Below are 18,694 nucleotides of genomic sequence, written 5' to 3'. Positions count from 1 at the left end.
ACAGGTTATCTATTTTAATAAAAAAACAAAAGCAAAAAGAGACAAAATGATACTTTGCCTCTTTTATTCTTTTATAAAGTCAAAAATTGAGTAAACCCTAAAATAAATATGACCCAAATGCCTATCAACATATGAGAAATGGAAACACCAACTATTGAACGTTGTTTTTCAAACATCCAACCCCAATAGAGGCCAGGTATGAAAGCCGTCAAAGCAAACCATATATTTATATGAGAGTGTGCCATCGCGAACAATAAATTTGATAATACAATCGATAATAGCACTTTCCATTTTGAATCTGGAAGAAATAGTGAAAACGCAGATTGCAAACCTGCTCTAGCGATGAACTCTTGGACAATTGAAAATAAGATGTAGACAACAACTGAAAAAGCAAACATCGAATATGTAAATCCGATGTCTTCAAACGTAGCTTCTATGTTAATTAAAGGCATGTGAGAAAAAGCAGGTATAAACGTAATTAAGCCCCATTTGAGAATCAAAAAAAACAATAATACAGGGAACGTATATAAGACAGCTTCTTTGCTATGCTGTTTCCAATTCTTTATTGTGACACCAAAAGATTGAAAAGAATAGCCACTTTGTTTCATAATCATTACCATTACTGCAGCAAAACCAATTATAATGCTAATATCAACATAGGTAGAAACTCCTGTTGCTTCAACAAATGTGGTAAGTGAAATTAAAAGCAATGTGTAAATTGATGCAACTGCTAATAGATTCGTTGTTAATAACGCTAATGCTTTATATGGTTTACGTTCCTGTTTTTGTTTTTCTCCTAATTCAGTTGACAGTTGAGAAACCACTTTACTTAACAACCTAATTTGAAGATCTTTATATCTTTCGGCTGAAAAGAGTACTTCGACATTTATTTTAAAAACCGAGCTCGAACCTTGAGAAATGGCAGAAGAGGCTTGATAACTAGATGTATCAAAAAGAGAATCGGTCCCCAATACATCTCCAGCTTTATAAGAGGCATGACGGTTATTATCCTGACGTATAACCATCCCGCTTTTAACGATATATACAAACCAATTAGGTTCTCCTTCTTCTATTATGTATTCACCGTTGTCAAAATGAACTAGCTCGGAAAACTTACTCAGTAACTTTATCTCATATTCAGTTAAATCTGCAGTCAGATGATTGTTTTTCATTTCTGAGTGCAGATCTACGTTTGTGTTAATCATCTGAATCTTCTCCTAGTATAATAATTTCATAGTAATCATTATACTGTAGTAAAGAATAGGAATGAAGGTAAACTCTTATGTTAATTTTTGTATTATCATATCTTTAAACTCTTTAAACCAGTTTTCTCTGAATGTAGAGATTCTAAAAATGATTGAATCTCTTTTTTACTTTTCAAAGTTATCACTTGATTAGTAGGATGTTGTTGAAATTCTTTCATCCGATATTTCATCTGTTTTTTGCGATCATAATATGTGCTTATGATAAATTTAATAAATTGGGCATCCAACTTCTCATTACAACCCACTCCCATATCAATGCGAGTCCTACCGATATTCGTAAGCCACCTTTTGTATACTCGGTATAAACAAACGTAGAGAGGGAGCTCTATATAGATGATCGTATCGCAGTACTTCATTCTGATATCATATGTATTACTATAGTTTCCATCGATGATCCATTTATCTTGTTTGACAATTGCTTGTTGTTTGGCAGAAAACTCCTCTAACGAAGCTTCGACCCAATTCGGTTTCCAATACAGCTTATCCAAGTGGTATACTTCAGTCTTTATTAATCTCCCTAGTTTTCTAGCAAATGTAGATTTACCAACACCGGCAGAAACCCCCATCACCATAATGCGATTCACCTGAACACCTCCAACTAAAGATTTTTTTCTACTCTCTATTACCATTAAAAATCATAATTCCTTTATTAATGTAAAATCTCCAGATTAGAGGCATATATATAAAGGAGATACAAAAGTACCTCCCTAATAACTAAATTCTCAAATTATCGCTACTTCACCCAGTTCTAATCCGTTTGCGCCTTGATGGATCTTGTTGCTGCTTTTCTGCCATTTCATTTCGCTCTCCACCATCTGATAATTCCTCTGAAAACTCATGTTCTAATTCTTGTTTTTGTAATTGTCCTACTGATTCGTTACCATCTCTATGTTCTTTCATATAATCCTACCTTTCATTTATATAAATTTTCCTGTGCCATACGAATCATTTCTTTTACCATACTCCCACCTATTTTCCCGCCAATTTCACCTGCTTGTTTGGAAGTGAGACCTCCGTTGTATCCTTTTTTAAAGGAACATGTAATTCTTTTGCTACTTCATATTTCACTTGTTGTGAACCCGAGACACCAAAGCCCTCCTTAGCCATAACTTGTCCTTTAAATTCATTGAGTGCTTGCCTTGCTTCAGGTACAAGTAAACTTTTTCTTTTTGCCATATAGTCATCTCCATTATTACTTGTATCATTTCTCTGATTAGTTATCAATTTTCATTCTTTTCTGAAGGACGCTGATTAAAGAAGTAACTAAATTCTCAATACCTTCTTTAAACGATCCTCTGTTATAGAATGTTTTTTCCATAAAAAATTTCATCCATCTCAGTCGTTAGTTTAGCGGTTATTTCTTCCGCTTCTCCTGGATGCAGGTTTACCTTTGTTGTGCCGAACAAATAATTATCTAAATCAAATTCTTTTAATTTGCATTTTGTATGAAAGATATTTTCTTGGTAAATGTTCACGTCGATCATGTCGTACAACTTCTTCACTTCATCCGGTATGTAATTTTGGATGGAATTGATTTCGTGATCGATAAATAACTTCTGTCCTTTTATATCTCTTGTAAAACCACGAACTCGATAATCCATTGTCATAATGTCGGTTTCAAACGAATGAATCAAATAGTTCAGTGCCTTTAGCGGGGAAATTTCCCCGCATGTTGAGACATCAATGTCTGCTCTGAACGTACTTATTCCCTCAACCGGATGATATTCTGGATATGTGTGAACGGTGATATGACTTTTATCTAAAGACAATACAACCGATTCTGGTAATGGACCAGGTGACTCATCTAATGATTCTGTTGGCACCTCTACTACAGGCCCTTCAGAAACCAATAATGTGACACTCGCTCCTTGTGGAACAAAATCTTGCTTGGCTACATTTAACACATGAGCACCGATTATCTCCGTAACATTTTCAAGAATTTTCGTTAAGCGATCAGCATTATATTGCTCATCTATATATTCAATATACGCTTCTCGTTCTGCCTTTGTCTTTGTATAACAGACATCATACATGTTAAAACTTAATGACTTCGTTAAATTGTTAAATTCATGCAATGTCACTCGTTGTTCGGGTGTTATCTTCATGGAATAAGGTCCCCCTTATTTTCTGTAATCATTTCACTCATTGATTTATATTTTTTATGGTACCCATCTTTATCAATCTAAACCAAAATCTCTTACACCTCACGAATATGTAATTAATTTACAGATGTTCAATATAGAGAAGTGGAAATACTGTTATTGTACGAAAAGAAAAAGGATTGGAGTGTCAGAATGAGAGCTGTAACATATCAAGGACCAAATCATGTTGAGGTGACAAATGTAGAGGATGCAAAAATCGAAAAACAAGATGATATTATTGTAAAAATAACGAGCACAGCTATTTGTGGTTCTGATTTGCACCTATATCAAGGGAATATGCCATTACCAAAAGGCTATAGCATTGGTCATGAACCAATGGGGATCGTTGAGGAAGTAGGACCTGAGGTAACAAAAGTTAAAAAAGGAGATCGAGTTGTTGTTCCATTTAACGTCGCTTGTGGCCATTGCATATACTGTGAGCATGATTTGACAAGTCAATGTGACAATTCGAACCCCCATTATGATTCAGGAGGGTATTTTGGATATACAGAAAAATTCGGAAATCATCCAGGCGGTCAAGCTGAATACTTAAAAGTTCCATTTGGAAACTACACACCTTTTGTTATTCCAGAATCATGTGAACTCGAAGACGAATCTTTGCTTTTTTTATCAGATGTTCTTCCAACAGCATATTGGAGCGTCGAGCATGCTGGTGTAAAAGAAGGAGATACAGTCATTGTTTTAGGATCTGGTCCTGTTGGTCTCATGACTCAAAAATATGCTTGGAGAAAAGGAGCAAAGCGAGTTATTGCAGTTGATTATTTAGATTATCGCTTAAACCATGCCAAGAAAACAAATAACGTCGAAATTTTTGATTTCACGCAGTTTCCTGATATGGGAGAACACCTAAAAGAAATCACATCAGGTGGCGCCGATGTTGTTATCGATTGTGTAGGGATGGATGGGAAGAAATCTCCACTTGAGTTTATTGAACAAAAATTAAAGCTACAAGGTGGAACACTTGGCCCCATTCAAATCGCCACAAAAGCTGTGAGAAAAGCAGGAACAGTTCAACTAACTGGTGTGTATGGTAGCAATTATAACAATTTCCCATTAGGTCCATTCTTCTCACGAAACATTACAATAAAAATGGGCCAGGCTCCAGTTATTCCTATTATGCCGACATTATATGAACAAATTGTCAATCAAGAATATGATCCTAGAGAAATTATTACCCACACAGCTACACTTAATGATGCGAGTGAAGCATACAAAATGTTTAATAATCATGAAGATGATTGTATAAAGGTCGTTTTGAAACCATAATTTTAAATTTAGCACGAATAAAAACTGCGCCTTCCATTTCTTGAAAAATGAAACAATGGAAGGCGCAGTTATTTTTCTTTTTGTCCTTCCGTACAAAAAGAATAAAAAAATTCCCACATCTAAGTGACACATTTACCCATAGGTGAATATCTTGGTTTTAGAAAAGGAGGCGATAAAAAAATGCAAAATTTTCCAATGAATCAGATGCCACAAGGGCAATCCGTTCAACAAGGGGCAATGAATTATGCCGAACAATACCCACAACATGGTATGCCTCAGATGGGAATGGATGCAGGGCTTCACCAACAACAATTACATGATTTATGTCAAAGGTATCATCATCACTTAATGCAATTTGAGACGACAGATGGGCAAGTTCATGACGGAATCATCGATGGCATCGATCAAAATGGAGTAAACATGTTAATGCCAGTAGGCGATATGGATCATGATGACACTACTGATTTTCGTTATGGCGGTTATGGTGGATTTCCTGGTGGTGGATATGGATACGGCTATGGTTTTCCTAGAAGATTCCGTCGGTTCAGACGCCGTTATTTCCCATTTCCTATTTTAAGAAGTTTCTTCTTTCCTTATTTTTATTAATTCAAATGAGAGGATGGCTTATAACCATCCTCTCAATCTATGCTGACACCTAATTTTCTATCTCAATTAATTCAAGGTGAAACACCCCAACATTATTTTTTCATACAAATTCGTAAATGAAGTGGAATAATTATGGATGGTACCCTTAAACTCTATTTCTTCTTTTGGTACTTTTACGTCAAAATTCATTTTGTACAACAGAGTTGTGATTTTATGATATTCTTCTCCACTTTTCACTTTAAAATCAAATGTTATTTTCAACAACGATTTATCCGTAGTCGATTCTAATGACTCTACATTAAAACTGATAACCGGAATAGATACACCATTTAATATAACTTCAGTTACCACCTATCCTCACCTCATTTACTGTATTTGTATAATTCTATGCATATCATAGCCTATAATTGTCTTTCTTCTCATTTCAATTCTAAGAATTTTGTAACTTCATCCTTCTTCTCTTGAAACAAATGCTTCCCTAATTCAATTAATTCATCCACAAATGTCACATCATCAAATGGGATTTCATCACCTAAATCCCTATTTAAGCGAAAATACTTTTTTCCTAAAAGAATTTGGCAATGGTATGATATCGACTCAGACGAAAGATCTAGCGCCAAATCGAGTAATTTAGGTTGAACTTTCATCGTCATGAAACGAAAAGGCAGCCATTTTTTTATTCCCCAATATTTATCTGGCTCAATGTTATACTCAATATCTTGTAATCCGGTCCCGAGTGATAAAACCTTTAAATCATTTATGTCCACCTTAAAATAATCTAATGCCTCTGTAACGCAAACTAATGACGGATTATTGGCCCACAATCCACCGTCTACTGATAAGTATTTATTTTTAATATTATTTGGAGGAAAATAAACGGGTGCTGAACAAGAAGAAAGCACCGCATCCCATAATTTGATCGACAAATCATCACTGCCAGGGTGCCCATAATTGGACCGATACACATACGGTTTCCCGTGAGTTACATCAACTGCAGGAATTAATAACGGCTTCGAAATATCAGATAACGTAACATCCCCAAACATCCCTTTAAAATATTGGCGTAAATCTTTATCACTATAAACACTTTTGAACAATCCAATTTTCGCTTGTCGTTTAAAGACTTTCCTCCCAAATTGCTTATAACTATCTAATACATCAGACATTTTTTTTTCTAGAATTACAGATGTAGCAATTATTGACCCTGTACTCGTTCCTGCTACGAGGTCAAATAAATTAGTAATAGGCTGATTGTATTCTTCTTCTAGCGCTTGTAAGATCGCTACCTCAAACACACCACGAATTCCACCGCCATCAAGGCATAAAATCTTCAACGCCCTCACCTTTTCATGCTTAGTTTTACTAAATAGCATTTACTTTCAGGTCAAACAGTATAACAACAATTCCAGATGATGACAAACACTCTAGCTGTATAGATCATTTGGAATTAGAGAAATTTATTATTGATAAAGTCGAGGAGATGGTCCAATTGGAATCAAAAGAACCAGTAGAGTTTGACCGTTATACAGCAGCAGAGCTAAGCCCAGAATTATTAGAACGAATTATTTCCTTAGAGCAGGAAATTAACAGCACAACCGATAAAGATGTTGTTCTTATAGCCTACGAAGAAAGCCAGCATAATGCAACATAGGTAAGGGGTGGCCTCATGAGGCCACCCCTTACATTTAAAAGAATTGCCTCTGTTCCAGACAATACGACTTTTTTTAAAAGCTATACCCCGCTCGTAATGCATTCGGTGTTAAGATTTCTCCTCCTAAGGCAAGGGAAGCTTCATTTGCCCAGAACGGACTACGAAGCATTCCACGACCAACAGCAACAAGATCTGCTTTACCTTCACGTACAACTTCATCACTAAACTGAGCATCTTCCATACGACCAACAGCAATTACGGGAATATTCAAAGCTTGCTTCACAGCTTGAGCAAGGTCGACTTGATACCCTTGACCTGAATATTGTGGTCCGTTGTTGCTTTCTCCACCAGATGAAATGTGGAAAATATCAACACCCTCTTTTTTATACTTTTCAGCAAGTTCAATTGCATAATTAACATCATAGCCCTCTTCTGCATACTCTATTGCTGAAATACGCATAATTAATGGCATTGATTCTGGCATCACGCGACGTGCGGCTTTAATGATTTCACGTCCAAATAAACTTTTATCTTGCCCGTATTTGTCTGTTCGTTGATTAGTTAACGGAGATTGGAACTGGTGAATTAAGTATCCATGAGCTCCATGAATTTCAATCGTATCCACACCAGCTGCCACCGCACGCTGAAAAGCTTGTTCAAACTTTATGACCATCTTTTCTACTTCTTCTGTTGTTAATTCCCGAGGCGCTTTATAATCTTCTGAAAAAGCAACAGATGTTGACGAAACCGGAACCTCTGCATCCTCTGCTTTCCGTCCAGCATGCGCAATTTGAATGCCTACTTTCGCGCCATAACTTTGACAAGCTTTCACAATTCGTTCAAATGACGCTATATGATCATCAGACCAGATCCCTAAATCAAAATCAGAAATTCTTCCATCAGGCTCTACATCTGTCATTTCCATAATAATTAGTCCTGTACCACCAATAGCACGACTAGTATAATGTGTGAAATGCCAATCATTTGGCTTCCCATCTTTCGCTGTAACGGAGTACTGACACATTGGTGGCATTACAATCCTATTTTTAAGCTGTAATCCTTTATATTCAAATGAGTCTAATAAAGTTGACATATTCACTCTTCCTTTCTAATACTTTCTTGAAATAGCAAACTGCTGTACTTGTGGAGGGGTCGCAAACCAATCCCTTGCTTTAGTTCCGAAATTTGTAAAATGATCCGTTTGATTATGGAACTTAACTGCCGCTTCATCTCTCCACTCTTCGACCATCACAAATTTTGTCTTTTCTTTCGTATCTTCATACAGGTGATATGTAAGGTTCCCTTCTTCCGCTTTTGAGTTCGTAATAAGGTCCTGAACGTGATCAAGAAACAGTTCTCTTTTTTCTGGTAACACATGAAGATAAGCATGAATAACAACCATAAAGTTCCCTCCACCTACACAATATTTTATAATGGCTTTAATGTTGTTGAGAAAGCAACAACGGTACCATCTAAACTATAATCATTTACACAATCAATAGCAAAGAATCTGCTCTAAAAAAATATCAGGATTTCTAAACCAAACATACTTCCGAATTAGGAGTGACTTTCATTTCATACCAAATGCCTTTTTTGAGATCCTATAACAAAAATTTGTTGTTTTTTGAAAAAATTAAACAAACGTTTGATTAATAGTGTCTAAGTTTGAGTTTGCTGAGTTCTTTCATGAATAACGTGTAAATCTGGTCTTTTCTCACTAGCATAGTCGAATAAAACAGTAAAATTAAACAAACGTTTGATTAATTTATTGTCGGCAGACGTCGAGATAAGGGGAAGCGCATTAAAAAATGGCCATTTAGCTCGTTATTTTGGGTAAAGACCTCAATATATAAAACATCTATGAAGCATTTCTTCAATCCTTTGAAACAGCTTTTCATTTTCCTATTCAAGCGTTTTTACGCAAGATTTCTATTCGGTCTCAACATTACCCTCTTTTATTAGACTAAAAAACCCCCGCATAGAAAAATCCTACAGCGAGGGTGACTAGTAGTACTATTGATTCCCTTTTTTAATCCACTCAGCAACTTGAACCGTACGCTTCGCTTGGTATTTTGCTGCTTCTTCTACATTTTCCTGCATCTTTCCATCTTGACCTACTGTTACACTTGTTCCGTACGGGTTCCCGCCCGAAGCAAATAATAAAGGATCCGTGTAACCAGGTGATGCAACAATCGCACCCCAGTGGTACATTGTCGTATAAAGAGACAGAATCGTTGCTTCCTGTCCACCATGTGCATTACTTGCAGATGACATGGCACTAACCGCTTTGTTAGCAAGCTTTCCTTCAAACCATAAACCACCAGTTGTATCAATGAATTGCTTCATTTGAGCAGCCATGTTACCAAAACGTGTTGGAACACTGAAAATAATTGCATCTGCCCACTCTAAGTCATCTAACGTTACTTCTGGTACCTCTTTAGTTTCTTCAACATGCGCTTTCCAAGCTGGATTTGATTCAATCGCTGCTTGAGGAGCTAGCTCAGGGACTTTTAGCACTTTTACTTCTGCACCTGCAGCTTTTCCACCTTCTTCTGCCCACTTTGCTAATTGATAGTTCGTACCTGTAGAACTGTAATAAATTACGGCTAATTTAATGTTTGACATATTAATCGTCTCCTCTTCTTTTTTATTAGTTTGACCAAATAACCTTTTTATAAAACTCATACCTAACACACTCCTTTATTTATGTACATCCCTTGGAAAATCATCACCCCCTAAAACAAGTTAATTAAGTGAGTTCGTAAAATACGAATTCGAGATATATGGCATGACATTTTCTTGTTGAAGGAAGATTTATTGTGGGCGTTCAAGTTCGAATGTATCACCTAATTTTGCGTAAAAATTCCCTGCTAACCGACTTAAAGGTTTAAGCTTTAAAGCATCAATTCTCCCAAACGCATACAAATCTTCTTGAATATGATATTGAACAATTTTGCCAATTAATAATTCACAAGAAGGACTTTCCTCATTCCCGCCTAATGATATTGCTCTTTCTAGTACACATTCCATTCTGACCCTTGCTTCTTTGATACCCGGAACATTAATTTTTAAACTTTCAATTGGAGTTAAGCCTGCATCCTCCACTTCGCTTTCATTTGAAGGAAGGTTTTTTGCAGTTATGTTCATCTTTTTGCTATAGGTTTCATCAGAAATATGAACAACAAATTCACCTCGTGTAATCACATTTCTAGATGTATCTTTCATTTGACCATTCTTTCTCTGAACTGAAATGGAAATCAACGGAGGGTTCGATGAGACAACATTAAAATAGCTAAACGGTGCAGCATTTAAGATCCCCTCCTCTGAAAGGCTCGTCACAATAGCAACGGGTCTTGGAATTATACTTCCCGTCAAAAACTTATAATTTTCACGTTCACCAAGTTCACTTGGATTAATCGATAACACTTTAATCCCTCCTTAAATACCATCAATTCATTTAATCTTAAATCGAGATAAATTCCAAAAAAAATTAAAGCTCTTGTGCATAAAAGCCTAATTTTTTTAATTGTTCAATCATTAATTTTTTCTCTTCCACTTGAAGACCGCCAAATATTTCTTTGATAGCTTCTTTATGTTTCGGGAAGATTTCTTCCATTAATTGACTGCCTTCTTCTGTGATAGCTGCATATGTAACTCGGCGATCCTTTGGGCATGGCTGTCTTTTTATATATTGTTTCGTTTCAAGTTTATCCACAACGTACGTAATGCTACTACTTGCAAGCAATACTTTTTGGCCAATCTTCTGAATTGGCTGGTCCCCTTTGCTATATAGAAGCTCAAGAACACCAAACTCTGTAGGATTCAGACCGTATCTTTTAATATCCTCTTCAACCCTTTTTGTAATCGCTTGAGTAGCACGTGTTAAAACTACAAATAATTTAAGTGCTTGATCTTGATTACTTGATTCAATTGATTTCATTATGATCATTTCCTTATATTTATCTCGGTTTCGAAGTAATTATATAAAAGGTAAGGCATTCTGTCAACATTAACTGTTAGTAAATGACAATTGTTTTTTGTTTAGAAGAAGAAAGAATTCCTTCTCCTTTCTTTTTTTTGCTAGAATAAGAAAAGATACTCTAATTCATAAATAAAGGCAGTGAATGATAACATGAAATATTTCAAACCCGATTTTGAACTACACCATTTTTCAGATATTACAGCAGATTGGCTGAGAAAAAACCAAATCAAAACGATTTTTTCAGATCTTGATAGTACACTGGCAAGCCATGATCGACCAGCAGGAGATGACCTTAAAAACTGGATTAGTATGTTAAAAAAGCAAGATGTTCAGTTAATTGTCGCTTCAAACAATAGTCAAGGAAGAGTCGATCGTTTCTGTGAACCAAATGGAATCATTGGATTCGGTAAATGCAACAAACCAGCTGCATCACGCATTGAAAAACATATGAAGAATGTCGGAGCAATAAAAGAAACTAGCCTCTTTTTAGGTGATCAGTTATTTACTGACGTATGGTGCGGTAAACGCGCTGGAATGAAGACAGCACTAGTTAAGCCGATTGGTCAGGAGCACGAACCTGTACAAATTGTCATAAAAAGAAAACTTGAGCGTTGGGTGAAAAGTCGCTGGTAAGTATAAAGTGTAGAATGAGTGAGAAACTATCATATCCCTTTACTTAAGAGGTGATTTGAATTGATCTATATTTACAATTGTTATGCAGGAACACACTCTTCTGCACTTTGTGCAGCCTACCATTTAAATAAAATTCCAAATGACCGCATACCTACAAAAGAAGAAATTCTAGGAATTGATATTTTTAACAAATTAACTTCAAAATCGATTGGAAAATTAATTTATCATGGTATGGACGAAGAGGATAACCAAGTGTTTACCCTTGGCCGTGGCCTTTCACATAAAATGATTACAGCAATAAGTGAACTTCTTCTACTGTTAGAGGGAAAAGGCTATGAACACGAAAAAGTGATATGTTCCAATGCTTCCCCTACGGTTCCTTTAGAAATGACATTTGGCGGGTTGTTCTCACACAAAATGCATATCGATTTCGTTGGTATCCCTTTGCTTGTGAAAGGCGCACAAAGAACGTATCCTAATATATCGAAATTAGTGAAAAAAACGAAACAAGTAGCAAAAAATTCCACAAATTCGATTGAAGTGCTTGAGAATAAAGAATTAGAAGTAAGTAAGATCTCCAATATTATATCTCGCTAAAAGATTCAGTTTAGTACTGGATCTTTTTTCTTAGCTATTATTAAATTCACCCACATGAAAACCTCGCCATAAGTCATACTAAGATGGGAGGTAGCTTGTATATGATACATATTTTTCTTGGATTTCTAATGCTGTTTGTTCCTTTTACTGATATTGCCGATGATTTTTCAGTTGAATATAAGGATGAAACCATCGCATCGGTCAATCGAGCTGATTTCACTACTGAGTTGATAGGGAGAGAATTGATCGATTGGGACAAATATGATCAATGGGTTAATCAAATGGATCAGCTAACATTTGAACCGCCAGTTAATGCTCAAATCGATAAGTTAGGAAACATCGTTTCTGAACAAGTAGGATACCGCTTGAATCAACATAAACTTAAGCAGTTATTTTACCAATATTACTACGGCAAAGGGCCGACGAAAATCGATGTTCCCAGACAGACACTTCATCCTCGTGTGGATAGTGAGCTCCTTTCAGATATTCGTGTTCAACGAATTGGTCAATATGTTACTTACTTTAACAGTCGTAACAAACAACGTTCTCATAATTTTAAATTAGCTACAGAAGCCATCAACAATCAAGTTGTTTTTCCTGGAGAAACGTTTTCATTTAATCAAATTGTTGGCAAGCGGACAAAGGAAAGAGGATACTTGCCCGCACCTGTTATTGTAAGAGGGGAACTTTCTGAAGGAATTGGTGGCGGTATTTGCCAAGTTTCCTCTACCTTGTATAATGCCGTCGATCGTGCTGGCTTAGCGATTGTTCAACGTTATTCTCATAGCCGCCGTGTGCCTTATGTTCCACGCGGACGTGATGCTACAGTCAGCTGGTATGGACCTGATTTCGTTTTTCGAAATGAACTAAATCAACCGATTTTATTGCAAGCAAGGGTATATGGTGGACAAATGAGTGTTGTTGTTCTTTCGTCTGAAAATATTAATGTGGAACAACGTAGTGTACCCGGGGCACCACAAAAACTACCGAGAGAAATAAATATCGATGAAAAAGGATAACGAATTAGGAATTAACTCCTTATTCGTTATCCTTTTTCAATAGAGTAATTCGGTTGGAACACTTTCTAATCTCCAATTGCTCATTGGAGAGTCTCGCCTAACTTCAAATGTATAAAATGAGCCTACTTCTGCTTGGTTTTTCTTCTTAACCAAAAAAGAAAGTGGTAACTCATAATGCAGGGCTCCATTAATGGAGGGCGGATTTTTCTTTTTAACAAGTCTGATGAACTCTACTTCTTCTATTAACTTTGCTGATTCTCCGTTTTGATCTGTATAGATTAAAGTAAGTAAATCAAGATCTTGCTGATTAATAGCAATTAAGAACAATTCGACAACTTTATTTGGAGGCAATTGCTGTACAAAAGGTGCAAGGAGTCCAGCTGCCTTGTATACAATTACTTGATGGGACAAATCAAGATTTTTTGACCTATGAGTCGTACTACCTTGAAAGTGGATACAAAAATGCCCAGGAAAGTTATTAGCCAGTGCGCCTCCTCCATGCGGCATTCCATGCATCGAGGCTGCAATCACTTTCCCTTCTTGTTGAACTAGAATCGCACGTCTTTTCCAACTCCACTTTCCTCCATAAATCTCTTTCATAATTGCCGTATCTTTTGTTGTTAATGGTTGAACATCTGCATGACTAGATCCTGCCCTTCTTTGTGCTTCAAAGGTCAAACCTGTTTCTATGTCGGTAATCGAAAAAGAAGTATAGCGAGGAATCAGTTGATCAACCTCCTTCCACGAGAGGATTGTACCGAAGTGATGTGCATCTAACCCGCTAAAGTAATCAATCAATTTATTGATAATTTTATCTTCGACTTGAATTAGTTCTTTTGCTTGAACATCATATAAATTATTTTTTTGATCAAGTACTAGGATTTTCACCGTACCTTTATCCTCAATTAATATATAGTGATTTGAATAAGGTACTTCTGCTATTGGTTTAATCGTCTTTGCTTTGAACAATCCTTGAACGATCTTTTCTGATTTTATTTTAAGAACGGTTTGATGGAATGACTGACTCGATGATTTTACAATAAGCGAGACCTGTCCATTGCCTTCTTCTGCGGCAATCGCCATAGGGAATAACAAACTAAATACTAGCAGTAAGGTCATGATTTTTTTCATATGTTTAACTCCTGTTATTTTTCTATGCCAAATCATCGGTGAAAACCGAACTGCTATGTATCATTCTTTTCTAACTTATTTGTAACAGCAGGGTTAAATAATGAACTTGTTATCGTTCCATTTGGTTCGGGTGAAATTCCATCGGTATATTCTGCAATTTCTTCGTCTATTTTGCGGAGGTCTTCCTCAATCACATTCGTTGGTTGGTTACCTTGTTTAACCTGCTCTAGCTTCACTTGAAGCATCCTTTTTGTTTCCATAAGTACATACACATTTTCAAGCTTCTCAAAATAAGTTAATGGTTGGTGTTCCATGTGTGCCTCCTTTATCTTCTAGATGATATATATAATTCCACATGTCAAATAAAGCTATTCCTATCAAAGGTTAACCAAATATAAAACGATGTTGTCTTCCAATTGTTTCGCTTTCCTTTCATCAATGACATTGTTTAACATTATGGAAAAAATCAAAGTTCCTAAAGATTTCGTTTCTACATATCCAGATAATGTACTTACTGTAGTCAGTGTTCCTGTCTTAGCTCTTACTTTTCCGCTAGCTTCTGTATTGGTTAAGCGAGTGTATAACGTGCCTCTGTCTACTCTCTCCTTTCCACCTACACTTGGTAAAGAATGAAAAAACACAGGATACCAACTTTCAGATTGAGCTAAAAACAAAAGTTTAGTTAATTGGTTTGCTGATACTAAGCTAATATGAGAGATACCAGAACCATCTCTGATAACTAAAGAATCCGTATCTACACCAAATGACGATAATTCCTTTTCTAATACCTCTAACCCCCTTTCCCATGTACCTTCTTCTTTCATTACCTTTCCCATTTCTTTAACAAGTACTTCTGCATGTCCATTATTACTCAGCTTCATAAATGGAACCATAAGTTCTGAAAGTGGTATAGATTCGTGAACACCTAATAAACTGGCATTTTCAGGAGTTTCCCCTCTTTTTATCTCACCTAATACTTTTATTCCTTTTTCATGTAACGATTCCTTAAACAAAGATAATACATAATCGGTTGGCTCCCAAATGGCTACCGTCTTTAATACTTCAGGGTCCTTAATTGAAATCGTCCCTTTGATGAAAATTTCATTTGTACCATGCTTTCTCTTAATCGTGACATTCGTCGTTTCATCTGTAGAAACCGTTTCTGTTTCATTGATTATTTCAACATAGTCCGTTTGTGGCTCAATCTGAATTTTTCCCGTTTTACCGATTGTTTGTGGGCAAACTTTTACAATAATCGCCCCTGCATCATAATCAAGATCTGAAGATGCGGTTAAGGCAGAAATTGCAGATCCATAATAAGTCGTTTCATCACTCCAAGGTAAATCAATTGAATACCGTGTGTTATCGTACCAAGAGTCATCTCCAATTACATCTCCACGAATAAATTTGATTCCTTTTTTTGCGATGGTTTCTACCAATTGATCAATATCTTTCTTTAATAACGTAGGATCACCTTTTCCTTTAACATACACATTCCCATTTAATATGGTCCACTTTATGTTTCCATCTGTATATAGCTCAGTTTCAAACGTATAATTCTCGCCTAATACTGCTAATGCTGCAGCTGCGGTGAAAATCTTCATATTTGATGCTGGCCGGAGACGAGTTGAACCATTATAATCCATAAGAAGTTCTCCAGTTTTTGCAGAGCGGATGCTAATTCCAGCTATAGCACCATTCAAAATGGGATCTCTATGTAAAAGTAGCTTAATTTCATTCTTTAAATGATCGGTATTTTTCTCCGCTCCAACAACCCCAGGAAGGAATGTAATAAAAACGATAATAAGTACTGTGATAAATTTACGCACTTGTCTCCCCCTCACAAATCATGTTCACTCAATTAGTATGCAAAATGAGGAGTAAACCAATTCTTATGAAAAATAATCAGCTCTAAAAAGGGCAAATTATAATTAGTACGTGATGAAGCGTACAGTTGATGAAAAGATGGCGGTGAGTATACTTGGAACCAGAAAAACAAAGAGACCAAATAACTATTGAAGATGAGAATGGACATATGAAGAATTATTCAGTTGAAGCGTTGTTTGACATGGAAGACCACTCTTATGCTCTTTTATCTTCTGCCGAAGAGACAATTTTGATGAGAGTGGAAGATGAAGAGGATGAACAATACCTCGTTGGAATTACTGACCCTAAAGAAAGAAATTCCATTTTAGAAGCGTATGAGATAGCAGTTGAAGCGAACCCAGCAGAGGACTAAACCTAGCGCAAGAGGTGATTATTATGGCTAACGAAAAAAGCGATGTTCAAGAACATGTCCGAATGGGTCAAGGTGGAACGATGGGATTATTTGGACTAACTGGTCCAGATGAGATTGCCGATTATTCTCTCTCACCTAAAAAGAAAACTACTGGCCAAATTGACCGCGAATACGACGGTGCAACCGCAACTTCAAAAGAAACCGAACAAGAATCAGAATAATATGGAAAGCTACGGTCTCTTCTCTAGCGGCCGTAGCTTTTTTGTTCTTATTTAATAGTACAATACGGTATGTGAAATTAAATAGTCCAATTCACTCAGCTAATTTCTTTCTTCAGCTGTTCAAAAGGCAGAGGTTTGCTATAAAGATAGCCTTGACCTTCATGGCAATGATGCTCTTTCAAAACATGCGCCTGTCCTTTCGTTTCAATTCCTTCAGCAAGTACTTTAAGCTGCAAGCTTTTTCCTAAACGGATAATGATATTAACAATTTCAATGTCTTTGGAATCAGACAATAAAGTTCGGACAAACGAACGGTCAATTTTGATAATATCAAGAGGGAAGTGTTTTAAATAGCTTAAGGATGAATACAGTGTCCCAAAATCATCTAATGCAATTTGTATTCCCATTGCTTGTAGCTCACGCAATTGAATAATTGTATATTTCATATGATTAACAAGTGTACTTTCTGTTACTTCTAAAACCAAATTAGCTGGATCCAACTCGGTTTCTTCAATAATTTGCTTAATTTTTGAGACTAAATTTTTTTGTCTAAACTGAACGCTAGACAAGTTGACTGATAAACGAATGGATGGTCGTCCTTCCCTCTCCCATTCCTTCATCTGCTGACAGGCTGTTTTTAATACCCATTCACCAAGTGGCATGATCAATCCTGTTTCTTCAGCAATGGGGATAAAATTAGAAGGCTGTACAAGACCCATAGTCGAATGTTCCCAACGAATTAGTGCTTCAACTCCAATGATCTCTTCTGTTGAAAGACTCACTTGTGGTTGATAATGCAAAATAAAGGATTCATCTTCAATTGCTTGCCTTAATTCTTTTTCGATATGCACTCGATTGGTTAATCTATCGGCGATCGACGAAGAATACACTCGATATTGATTGATTCCTAATAGTTTCGCCTCATTCATCGCTGCTTCTGAATGTCTGATTAATTCATCGATCGTTTTCGAATCATTTGGAAAACTACTTACTCCAACACTTATCGTGATGATAAAATCATGCTCTTTCCGAATAAAGGGGATTGACAGTACATCAATAATTCTTTCACTAAATGAATGAACGGCCTCCGGGGTACTATCTTCAAGAAGAACAATAAATTTATCGCTATTCCAGCGTGTTAATAACACAGTTGGAGGTAAGCTTTTGAGTAAGCGATCAGTTACAGCCACTAGTATGTCATCACCTACATCATATCCACCAATATTGTTAATAACGTTAAAACGATTCAAATCAATAAAGAAGGTAGCAACTGTTTCTTTTTTTGCCTTTGCATGTTCAAGAGCTTGATGGGCATCTATCTTAAACTGACTTGCATTCGCCAGTCCAGTTAACGGATCAGTGTGCTTAATGCGGTAAATTTCTTCCTGGGAACTTCTATAGTCAATTGCAATTCCAGATAGTTGTGCGAACTCGTTAAGCTGGTGTAATTGTAATTCAGTTGGTTCCCTCTTTTCTTTGTAATATAAAGAAAATGTACCGACAACCTCTTGATTAGGGGAGAAAATCGGTACAGACCAACAGGATTTTAAACCATGTTTTATCGGTAGTTCACGATAGTGCTTCCATAATGGATCCGTATTTACATTTGTAACAATGACGGTTTGTTTTTCATATACAGCCGTCCCGCAAGAACCAACATTGGGTCCTGCCTTAATGCCATCTATAGCCCTTATGTATTCTTCAGGAAGAGTTCGAGAAGTCGTTTTTTCTAATGTATTTGTTTTTTTATTATAGAGTTGTATGGAACAAATTGAGCCAGGTATGTATATTTCAACAATTGAAACGAGCTCGTTTAAAATATTTGAAAGAGGTTCGTTCGCAGCGATCATCTGCACTATTTGATTTTGCCATTGAAAGAGTTTACCTTTCTTTTCATCTAATCGTAAGTCATTCATAATAGA

23 protein-coding genes and 1 pseudogene are annotated in these 18,694 nt (G+C 36.3%); 8 read left to right on the top strand and 16 right to left on the bottom strand.

Annotated elements, in window-relative coordinates; translation table 11 throughout:
- Positions 1-71 precede the first annotated feature (71 nt).
- The 5 genes and pseudogenes from LQ50_RS11865 to speD all read right to left on the bottom strand — a co-directional run bounded on the left by LQ50_RS11865 (position 72) and on the right by speD (position 3,370).
- The gene (locus tag LQ50_RS11865; protein ID WP_034629426.1) at positions 72-1,205 is read right to left on the bottom strand and encodes a CPBP family glutamic-type intramembrane protease; all 1,134 of its coding nucleotides are present in this window, start codon (positions 1,203-1,205) and stop codon (positions 72-74) included.
- Positions 1,206-1,300: 95 nt separating this feature from the next.
- On the bottom strand, positions 1,301-1,849 hold the full coding sequence (locus tag LQ50_RS11860) for a P-loop NTPase family protein (protein ID WP_034629526.1): 549 nt from the start codon (positions 1,847-1,849) through the stop codon (positions 1,301-1,303).
- Positions 1,850-2,003: 154 nt separating this feature from the next.
- Positions 2,004-2,165 carry a hypothetical protein gene (locus LQ50_RS25445; protein ID WP_161784682.1) on the bottom strand — a complete coding sequence of 54 codons (162 nt, stop codon included), beginning with the start codon at positions 2,163-2,165 and terminating at the stop codon, positions 2,004-2,006.
- 13 nt (positions 2,166-2,178) lie between these two features.
- Positions 2,179-2,372, bottom strand: a pseudogene (locus LQ50_RS11855) (alpha/beta-type small acid-soluble spore protein).
- Positions 2,373-2,563: 191 nt separating this feature from the next.
- Positions 2,564-3,370: an adenosylmethionine decarboxylase gene (gene speD, locus LQ50_RS11850; RefSeq protein WP_034629424.1), complete on the bottom strand. Its 807-nt coding sequence runs from the start codon at positions 3,368-3,370 to the stop codon at positions 2,564-2,566.
- A 189-nt stretch (positions 3,371-3,559) separates the two neighbouring features.
- On the opposite strand from speD, the gene LQ50_RS11845 reads away from it, so the two are divergent.
- Together LQ50_RS11845 and LQ50_RS24330 are read left to right on the top strand one after the other, a co-directional pair.
- The gene (locus LQ50_RS11845) at positions 3,560-4,693 is read left to right on the top strand and encodes a zinc-dependent alcohol dehydrogenase (RefSeq protein ID WP_034629422.1); all 1,134 of its coding nucleotides are present in this window, start codon (positions 3,560-3,562) and stop codon (positions 4,691-4,693) included.
- Positions 4,694-4,873: 180 nt separating this feature from the next.
- Positions 4,874-5,299 (top strand): hypothetical protein, encoded by a 426-nt coding sequence (locus tag LQ50_RS24330; RefSeq protein ID WP_052144720.1) that lies wholly within the window; start codon positions 4,874-4,876, stop codon positions 5,297-5,299.
- Positions 5,300-5,365: 66 nt separating this feature from the next.
- Here the strand turns inward: LQ50_RS24330 and LQ50_RS11835 are convergent, their stop codons facing one another.
- A complete protein-coding gene (locus LQ50_RS11835; RefSeq protein WP_034629420.1) occupies positions 5,366-5,650 on the bottom strand; it encodes a DUF3219 family protein in 285 nt (94 codons plus the stop codon).
- A gap of 68 nt (positions 5,651-5,718) precedes the next feature.
- Positions 5,719-6,633 (bottom strand): CBASS cGAMP-activated phospholipase, encoded by a 915-nt coding sequence (locus LQ50_RS11830; RefSeq protein ID WP_034629419.1) that lies wholly within the window; start codon positions 6,631-6,633, stop codon positions 5,719-5,721.
- A 155-nt stretch (positions 6,634-6,788) separates the two neighbouring features.
- On the opposite strand from LQ50_RS11830, the gene LQ50_RS25775 reads away from it, so the two are divergent.
- Positions 6,789-6,950, top strand: coding sequence for a hypothetical protein (locus LQ50_RS25775; RefSeq protein WP_202595375.1), 162 nt, complete (start codon positions 6,789-6,791; stop codon positions 6,948-6,950).
- A gap of 73 nt (positions 6,951-7,023) precedes the next feature.
- Here the strand turns inward: LQ50_RS25775 and LQ50_RS11820 are convergent, their stop codons facing one another.
- The 5 genes from LQ50_RS11820 to LQ50_RS11800 form a co-directional block, all read right to left on the bottom strand.
- Positions 7,024-8,043 (bottom strand): NADH:flavin oxidoreductase/NADH oxidase, encoded by a 1,020-nt coding sequence (locus tag LQ50_RS11820; protein ID WP_034629414.1) that lies wholly within the window; start codon positions 8,041-8,043, stop codon positions 7,024-7,026.
- Positions 8,044-8,058: 15 nt separating this feature from the next.
- Positions 8,059-8,352 (bottom strand): putative quinol monooxygenase, encoded by a 294-nt coding sequence (locus tag LQ50_RS11815; RefSeq protein WP_034629413.1) that lies wholly within the window; start codon positions 8,350-8,352, stop codon positions 8,059-8,061.
- 611 nt (positions 8,353-8,963) lie between these two features.
- Positions 8,964-9,635, bottom strand: coding sequence for an NAD(P)H:quinone oxidoreductase (wrbA, locus tag LQ50_RS11810; RefSeq protein ID WP_034629412.1), 672 nt, complete (start codon positions 9,633-9,635; stop codon positions 8,964-8,966).
- A 129-nt stretch (positions 9,636-9,764) separates the two neighbouring features.
- Positions 9,765-10,376, bottom strand: a complete 612-nt coding sequence (locus LQ50_RS11805) for a flavin reductase family protein (RefSeq protein WP_034629409.1) — start codon at positions 10,374-10,376, stop codon at positions 9,765-9,767.
- 64 nt (positions 10,377-10,440) lie between these two features.
- Positions 10,441-10,890 carry a MarR family winged helix-turn-helix transcriptional regulator gene (locus tag LQ50_RS11800; protein WP_034629408.1) on the bottom strand — a complete coding sequence of 150 codons (450 nt, stop codon included), beginning with the start codon at positions 10,888-10,890 and terminating at the stop codon, positions 10,441-10,443.
- A gap of 192 nt (positions 10,891-11,082) precedes the next feature.
- Here LQ50_RS11800 and LQ50_RS11795 point away from each other — a divergent pair, with 192 nt between their 5' ends.
- The 3 genes from LQ50_RS11795 to LQ50_RS11785 all read left to right on the top strand — a co-directional run bounded on the left by LQ50_RS11795 (position 11,083) and on the right by LQ50_RS11785 (position 13,181).
- Positions 11,083-11,565, top strand: a complete 483-nt coding sequence (locus LQ50_RS11795; RefSeq protein ID WP_034629405.1) for a YqeG family HAD IIIA-type phosphatase — start codon at positions 11,083-11,085, stop codon at positions 11,563-11,565.
- Positions 11,566-11,625: 60 nt separating this feature from the next.
- Complete coding sequence (locus LQ50_RS11790; RefSeq protein WP_034629404.1) at positions 11,626-12,162, top strand: DUF3189 family protein; 537 nt, start codon at positions 11,626-11,628, stop codon at positions 12,160-12,162.
- A gap of 101 nt (positions 12,163-12,263) precedes the next feature.
- Positions 12,264-13,181 carry a VanW family protein gene (locus LQ50_RS11785; RefSeq protein WP_034629401.1) on the top strand — a complete coding sequence of 306 codons (918 nt, stop codon included), beginning with the start codon at positions 12,264-12,266 and terminating at the stop codon, positions 13,179-13,181.
- Between the two features lie 36 nt (positions 13,182-13,217).
- Here LQ50_RS11785 and LQ50_RS11780 read toward each other — a convergent pair whose 3' ends face one another.
- The 3 genes from LQ50_RS11780 to dacB all read right to left on the bottom strand — a co-directional run bounded on the left by LQ50_RS11780 (position 13,218) and on the right by dacB (position 16,141).
- Positions 13,218-14,312: a hypothetical protein gene (locus tag LQ50_RS11780; RefSeq protein WP_052144719.1), complete on the bottom strand. Its 1,095-nt coding sequence runs from the start codon at positions 14,310-14,312 to the stop codon at positions 13,218-13,220.
- A gap of 53 nt (positions 14,313-14,365) precedes the next feature.
- Positions 14,366-14,626, bottom strand: coding sequence for a hypothetical protein (locus tag LQ50_RS11775; RefSeq protein ID WP_034629399.1), 261 nt, complete (start codon positions 14,624-14,626; stop codon positions 14,366-14,368).
- A 63-nt stretch (positions 14,627-14,689) separates the two neighbouring features.
- Positions 14,690-16,141, bottom strand: coding sequence for a D-alanyl-D-alanine carboxypeptidase/D-alanyl-D-alanine endopeptidase (gene dacB, locus LQ50_RS11770; protein ID WP_237563698.1), 1,452 nt, complete (start codon positions 16,139-16,141; stop codon positions 14,690-14,692).
- Positions 16,142-16,293: 152 nt separating this feature from the next.
- Here dacB and LQ50_RS11765 point away from each other — a divergent pair, with 152 nt between their 5' ends.
- Both LQ50_RS11765 and LQ50_RS11760 read left to right on the top strand, forming a co-directional pair.
- Entirely contained in the window at positions 16,294-16,551 is a 258-nt protein-coding gene (locus LQ50_RS11765) for a DUF1292 domain-containing protein (RefSeq protein ID WP_034629396.1), read from the top strand.
- Positions 16,552-16,574: 23 nt separating this feature from the next.
- The gene (locus LQ50_RS11760; protein ID WP_034629395.1) at positions 16,575-16,772 is read left to right on the top strand and encodes a hypothetical protein; all 198 of its coding nucleotides are present in this window, start codon (positions 16,575-16,577) and stop codon (positions 16,770-16,772) included.
- A gap of 95 nt (positions 16,773-16,867) precedes the next feature.
- Here LQ50_RS11760 and LQ50_RS11755 read toward each other — a convergent pair whose 3' ends face one another.
- The gene (locus tag LQ50_RS11755) at positions 16,868-18,688 is read right to left on the bottom strand and encodes a bifunctional diguanylate cyclase/phosphodiesterase (RefSeq protein ID WP_052144718.1); all 1,821 of its coding nucleotides are present in this window, start codon (positions 18,686-18,688) and stop codon (positions 16,868-16,870) included.
- Positions 18,689-18,694: the final 6 nt, after the last annotated feature.

Source organism: Halalkalibacter okhensis, from assembly GCF_000787375.1.
GTDB lineage: Bacteria > Bacillota > Bacilli > Bacillales > Bacillaceae_D > Halalkalibacter > Halalkalibacter okhensis.
This window is presented reverse-complemented; position numbering and strand designations above follow the sequence as displayed.

Bases quoted from the DNA above. Each gene is read 5' to 3' on its own strand.
- LQ50_RS11865 (WP_034629426.1), bottom strand. From the start codon at position 1,205: ATGATTAACACAAACGTAGATCTGCACTCAGAAATGAAAAACAATCAT.
- LQ50_RS25445 (WP_161784682.1), bottom strand. From the start codon at position 2,165: ATGAAAGAACATAGAGATGGTAACGAATCAGTAGGACAATTACAAAAA.
- speD (WP_034629424.1), bottom strand. From the start codon at position 3,370: ATGAAGATAACACCCGAACAACGAGTGACATTGCATGAATTTAACAAT.
- LQ50_RS11845 (WP_034629422.1), top strand. From the start codon at position 3,560: ATGAGAGCTGTAACATATCAAGGACCAAATCATGTTGAGGTGACAAAT.
- LQ50_RS24330 (WP_052144720.1), top strand. From the start codon at position 4,874: ATGCAAAATTTTCCAATGAATCAGATGCCACAAGGGCAATCCGTTCAA.
- LQ50_RS11820 (WP_034629414.1), bottom strand. From the start codon at position 8,043: ATGTCAACTTTATTAGACTCATTTGAATATAAAGGATTACAGCTTAAA.
- LQ50_RS11815 (WP_034629413.1), bottom strand. From the start codon at position 8,352: ATGGTTGTTATTCATGCTTATCTTCATGTGTTACCAGAAAAAAGAGAA.
- wrbA (WP_034629412.1), bottom strand. From the start codon at position 9,635: ATGAGTTTTATAAAAAGGTTATTTGGTCAAACTAATAAAAAAGAAGAG.
- LQ50_RS11800 (WP_034629408.1), bottom strand. From the start codon at position 10,890: ATGAAATCAATTGAATCAAGTAATCAAGATCAAGCACTTAAATTATTT.
- LQ50_RS11795 (WP_034629405.1), top strand. From the start codon at position 11,083: ATGAAATATTTCAAACCCGATTTTGAACTACACCATTTTTCAGATATT.
- LQ50_RS11785 (WP_034629401.1), top strand. From the start codon at position 12,264: ATGATACATATTTTTCTTGGATTTCTAATGCTGTTTGTTCCTTTTACT.
- LQ50_RS11780 (WP_052144719.1), bottom strand. From the start codon at position 14,312: ATGAAAAAAATCATGACCTTACTGCTAGTATTTAGTTTGTTATTCCCT.
- LQ50_RS11775 (WP_034629399.1), bottom strand. From the start codon at position 14,626: ATGGAACACCAACCATTAACTTATTTTGAGAAGCTTGAAAATGTGTAT.
- LQ50_RS11760 (WP_034629395.1), top strand. From the start codon at position 16,575: ATGGCTAACGAAAAAAGCGATGTTCAAGAACATGTCCGAATGGGTCAA.
- LQ50_RS11755 (WP_052144718.1), bottom strand. From the start codon at position 18,688: ATGAATGACTTACGATTAGATGAAAAGAAAGGTAAACTCTTTCAATGG.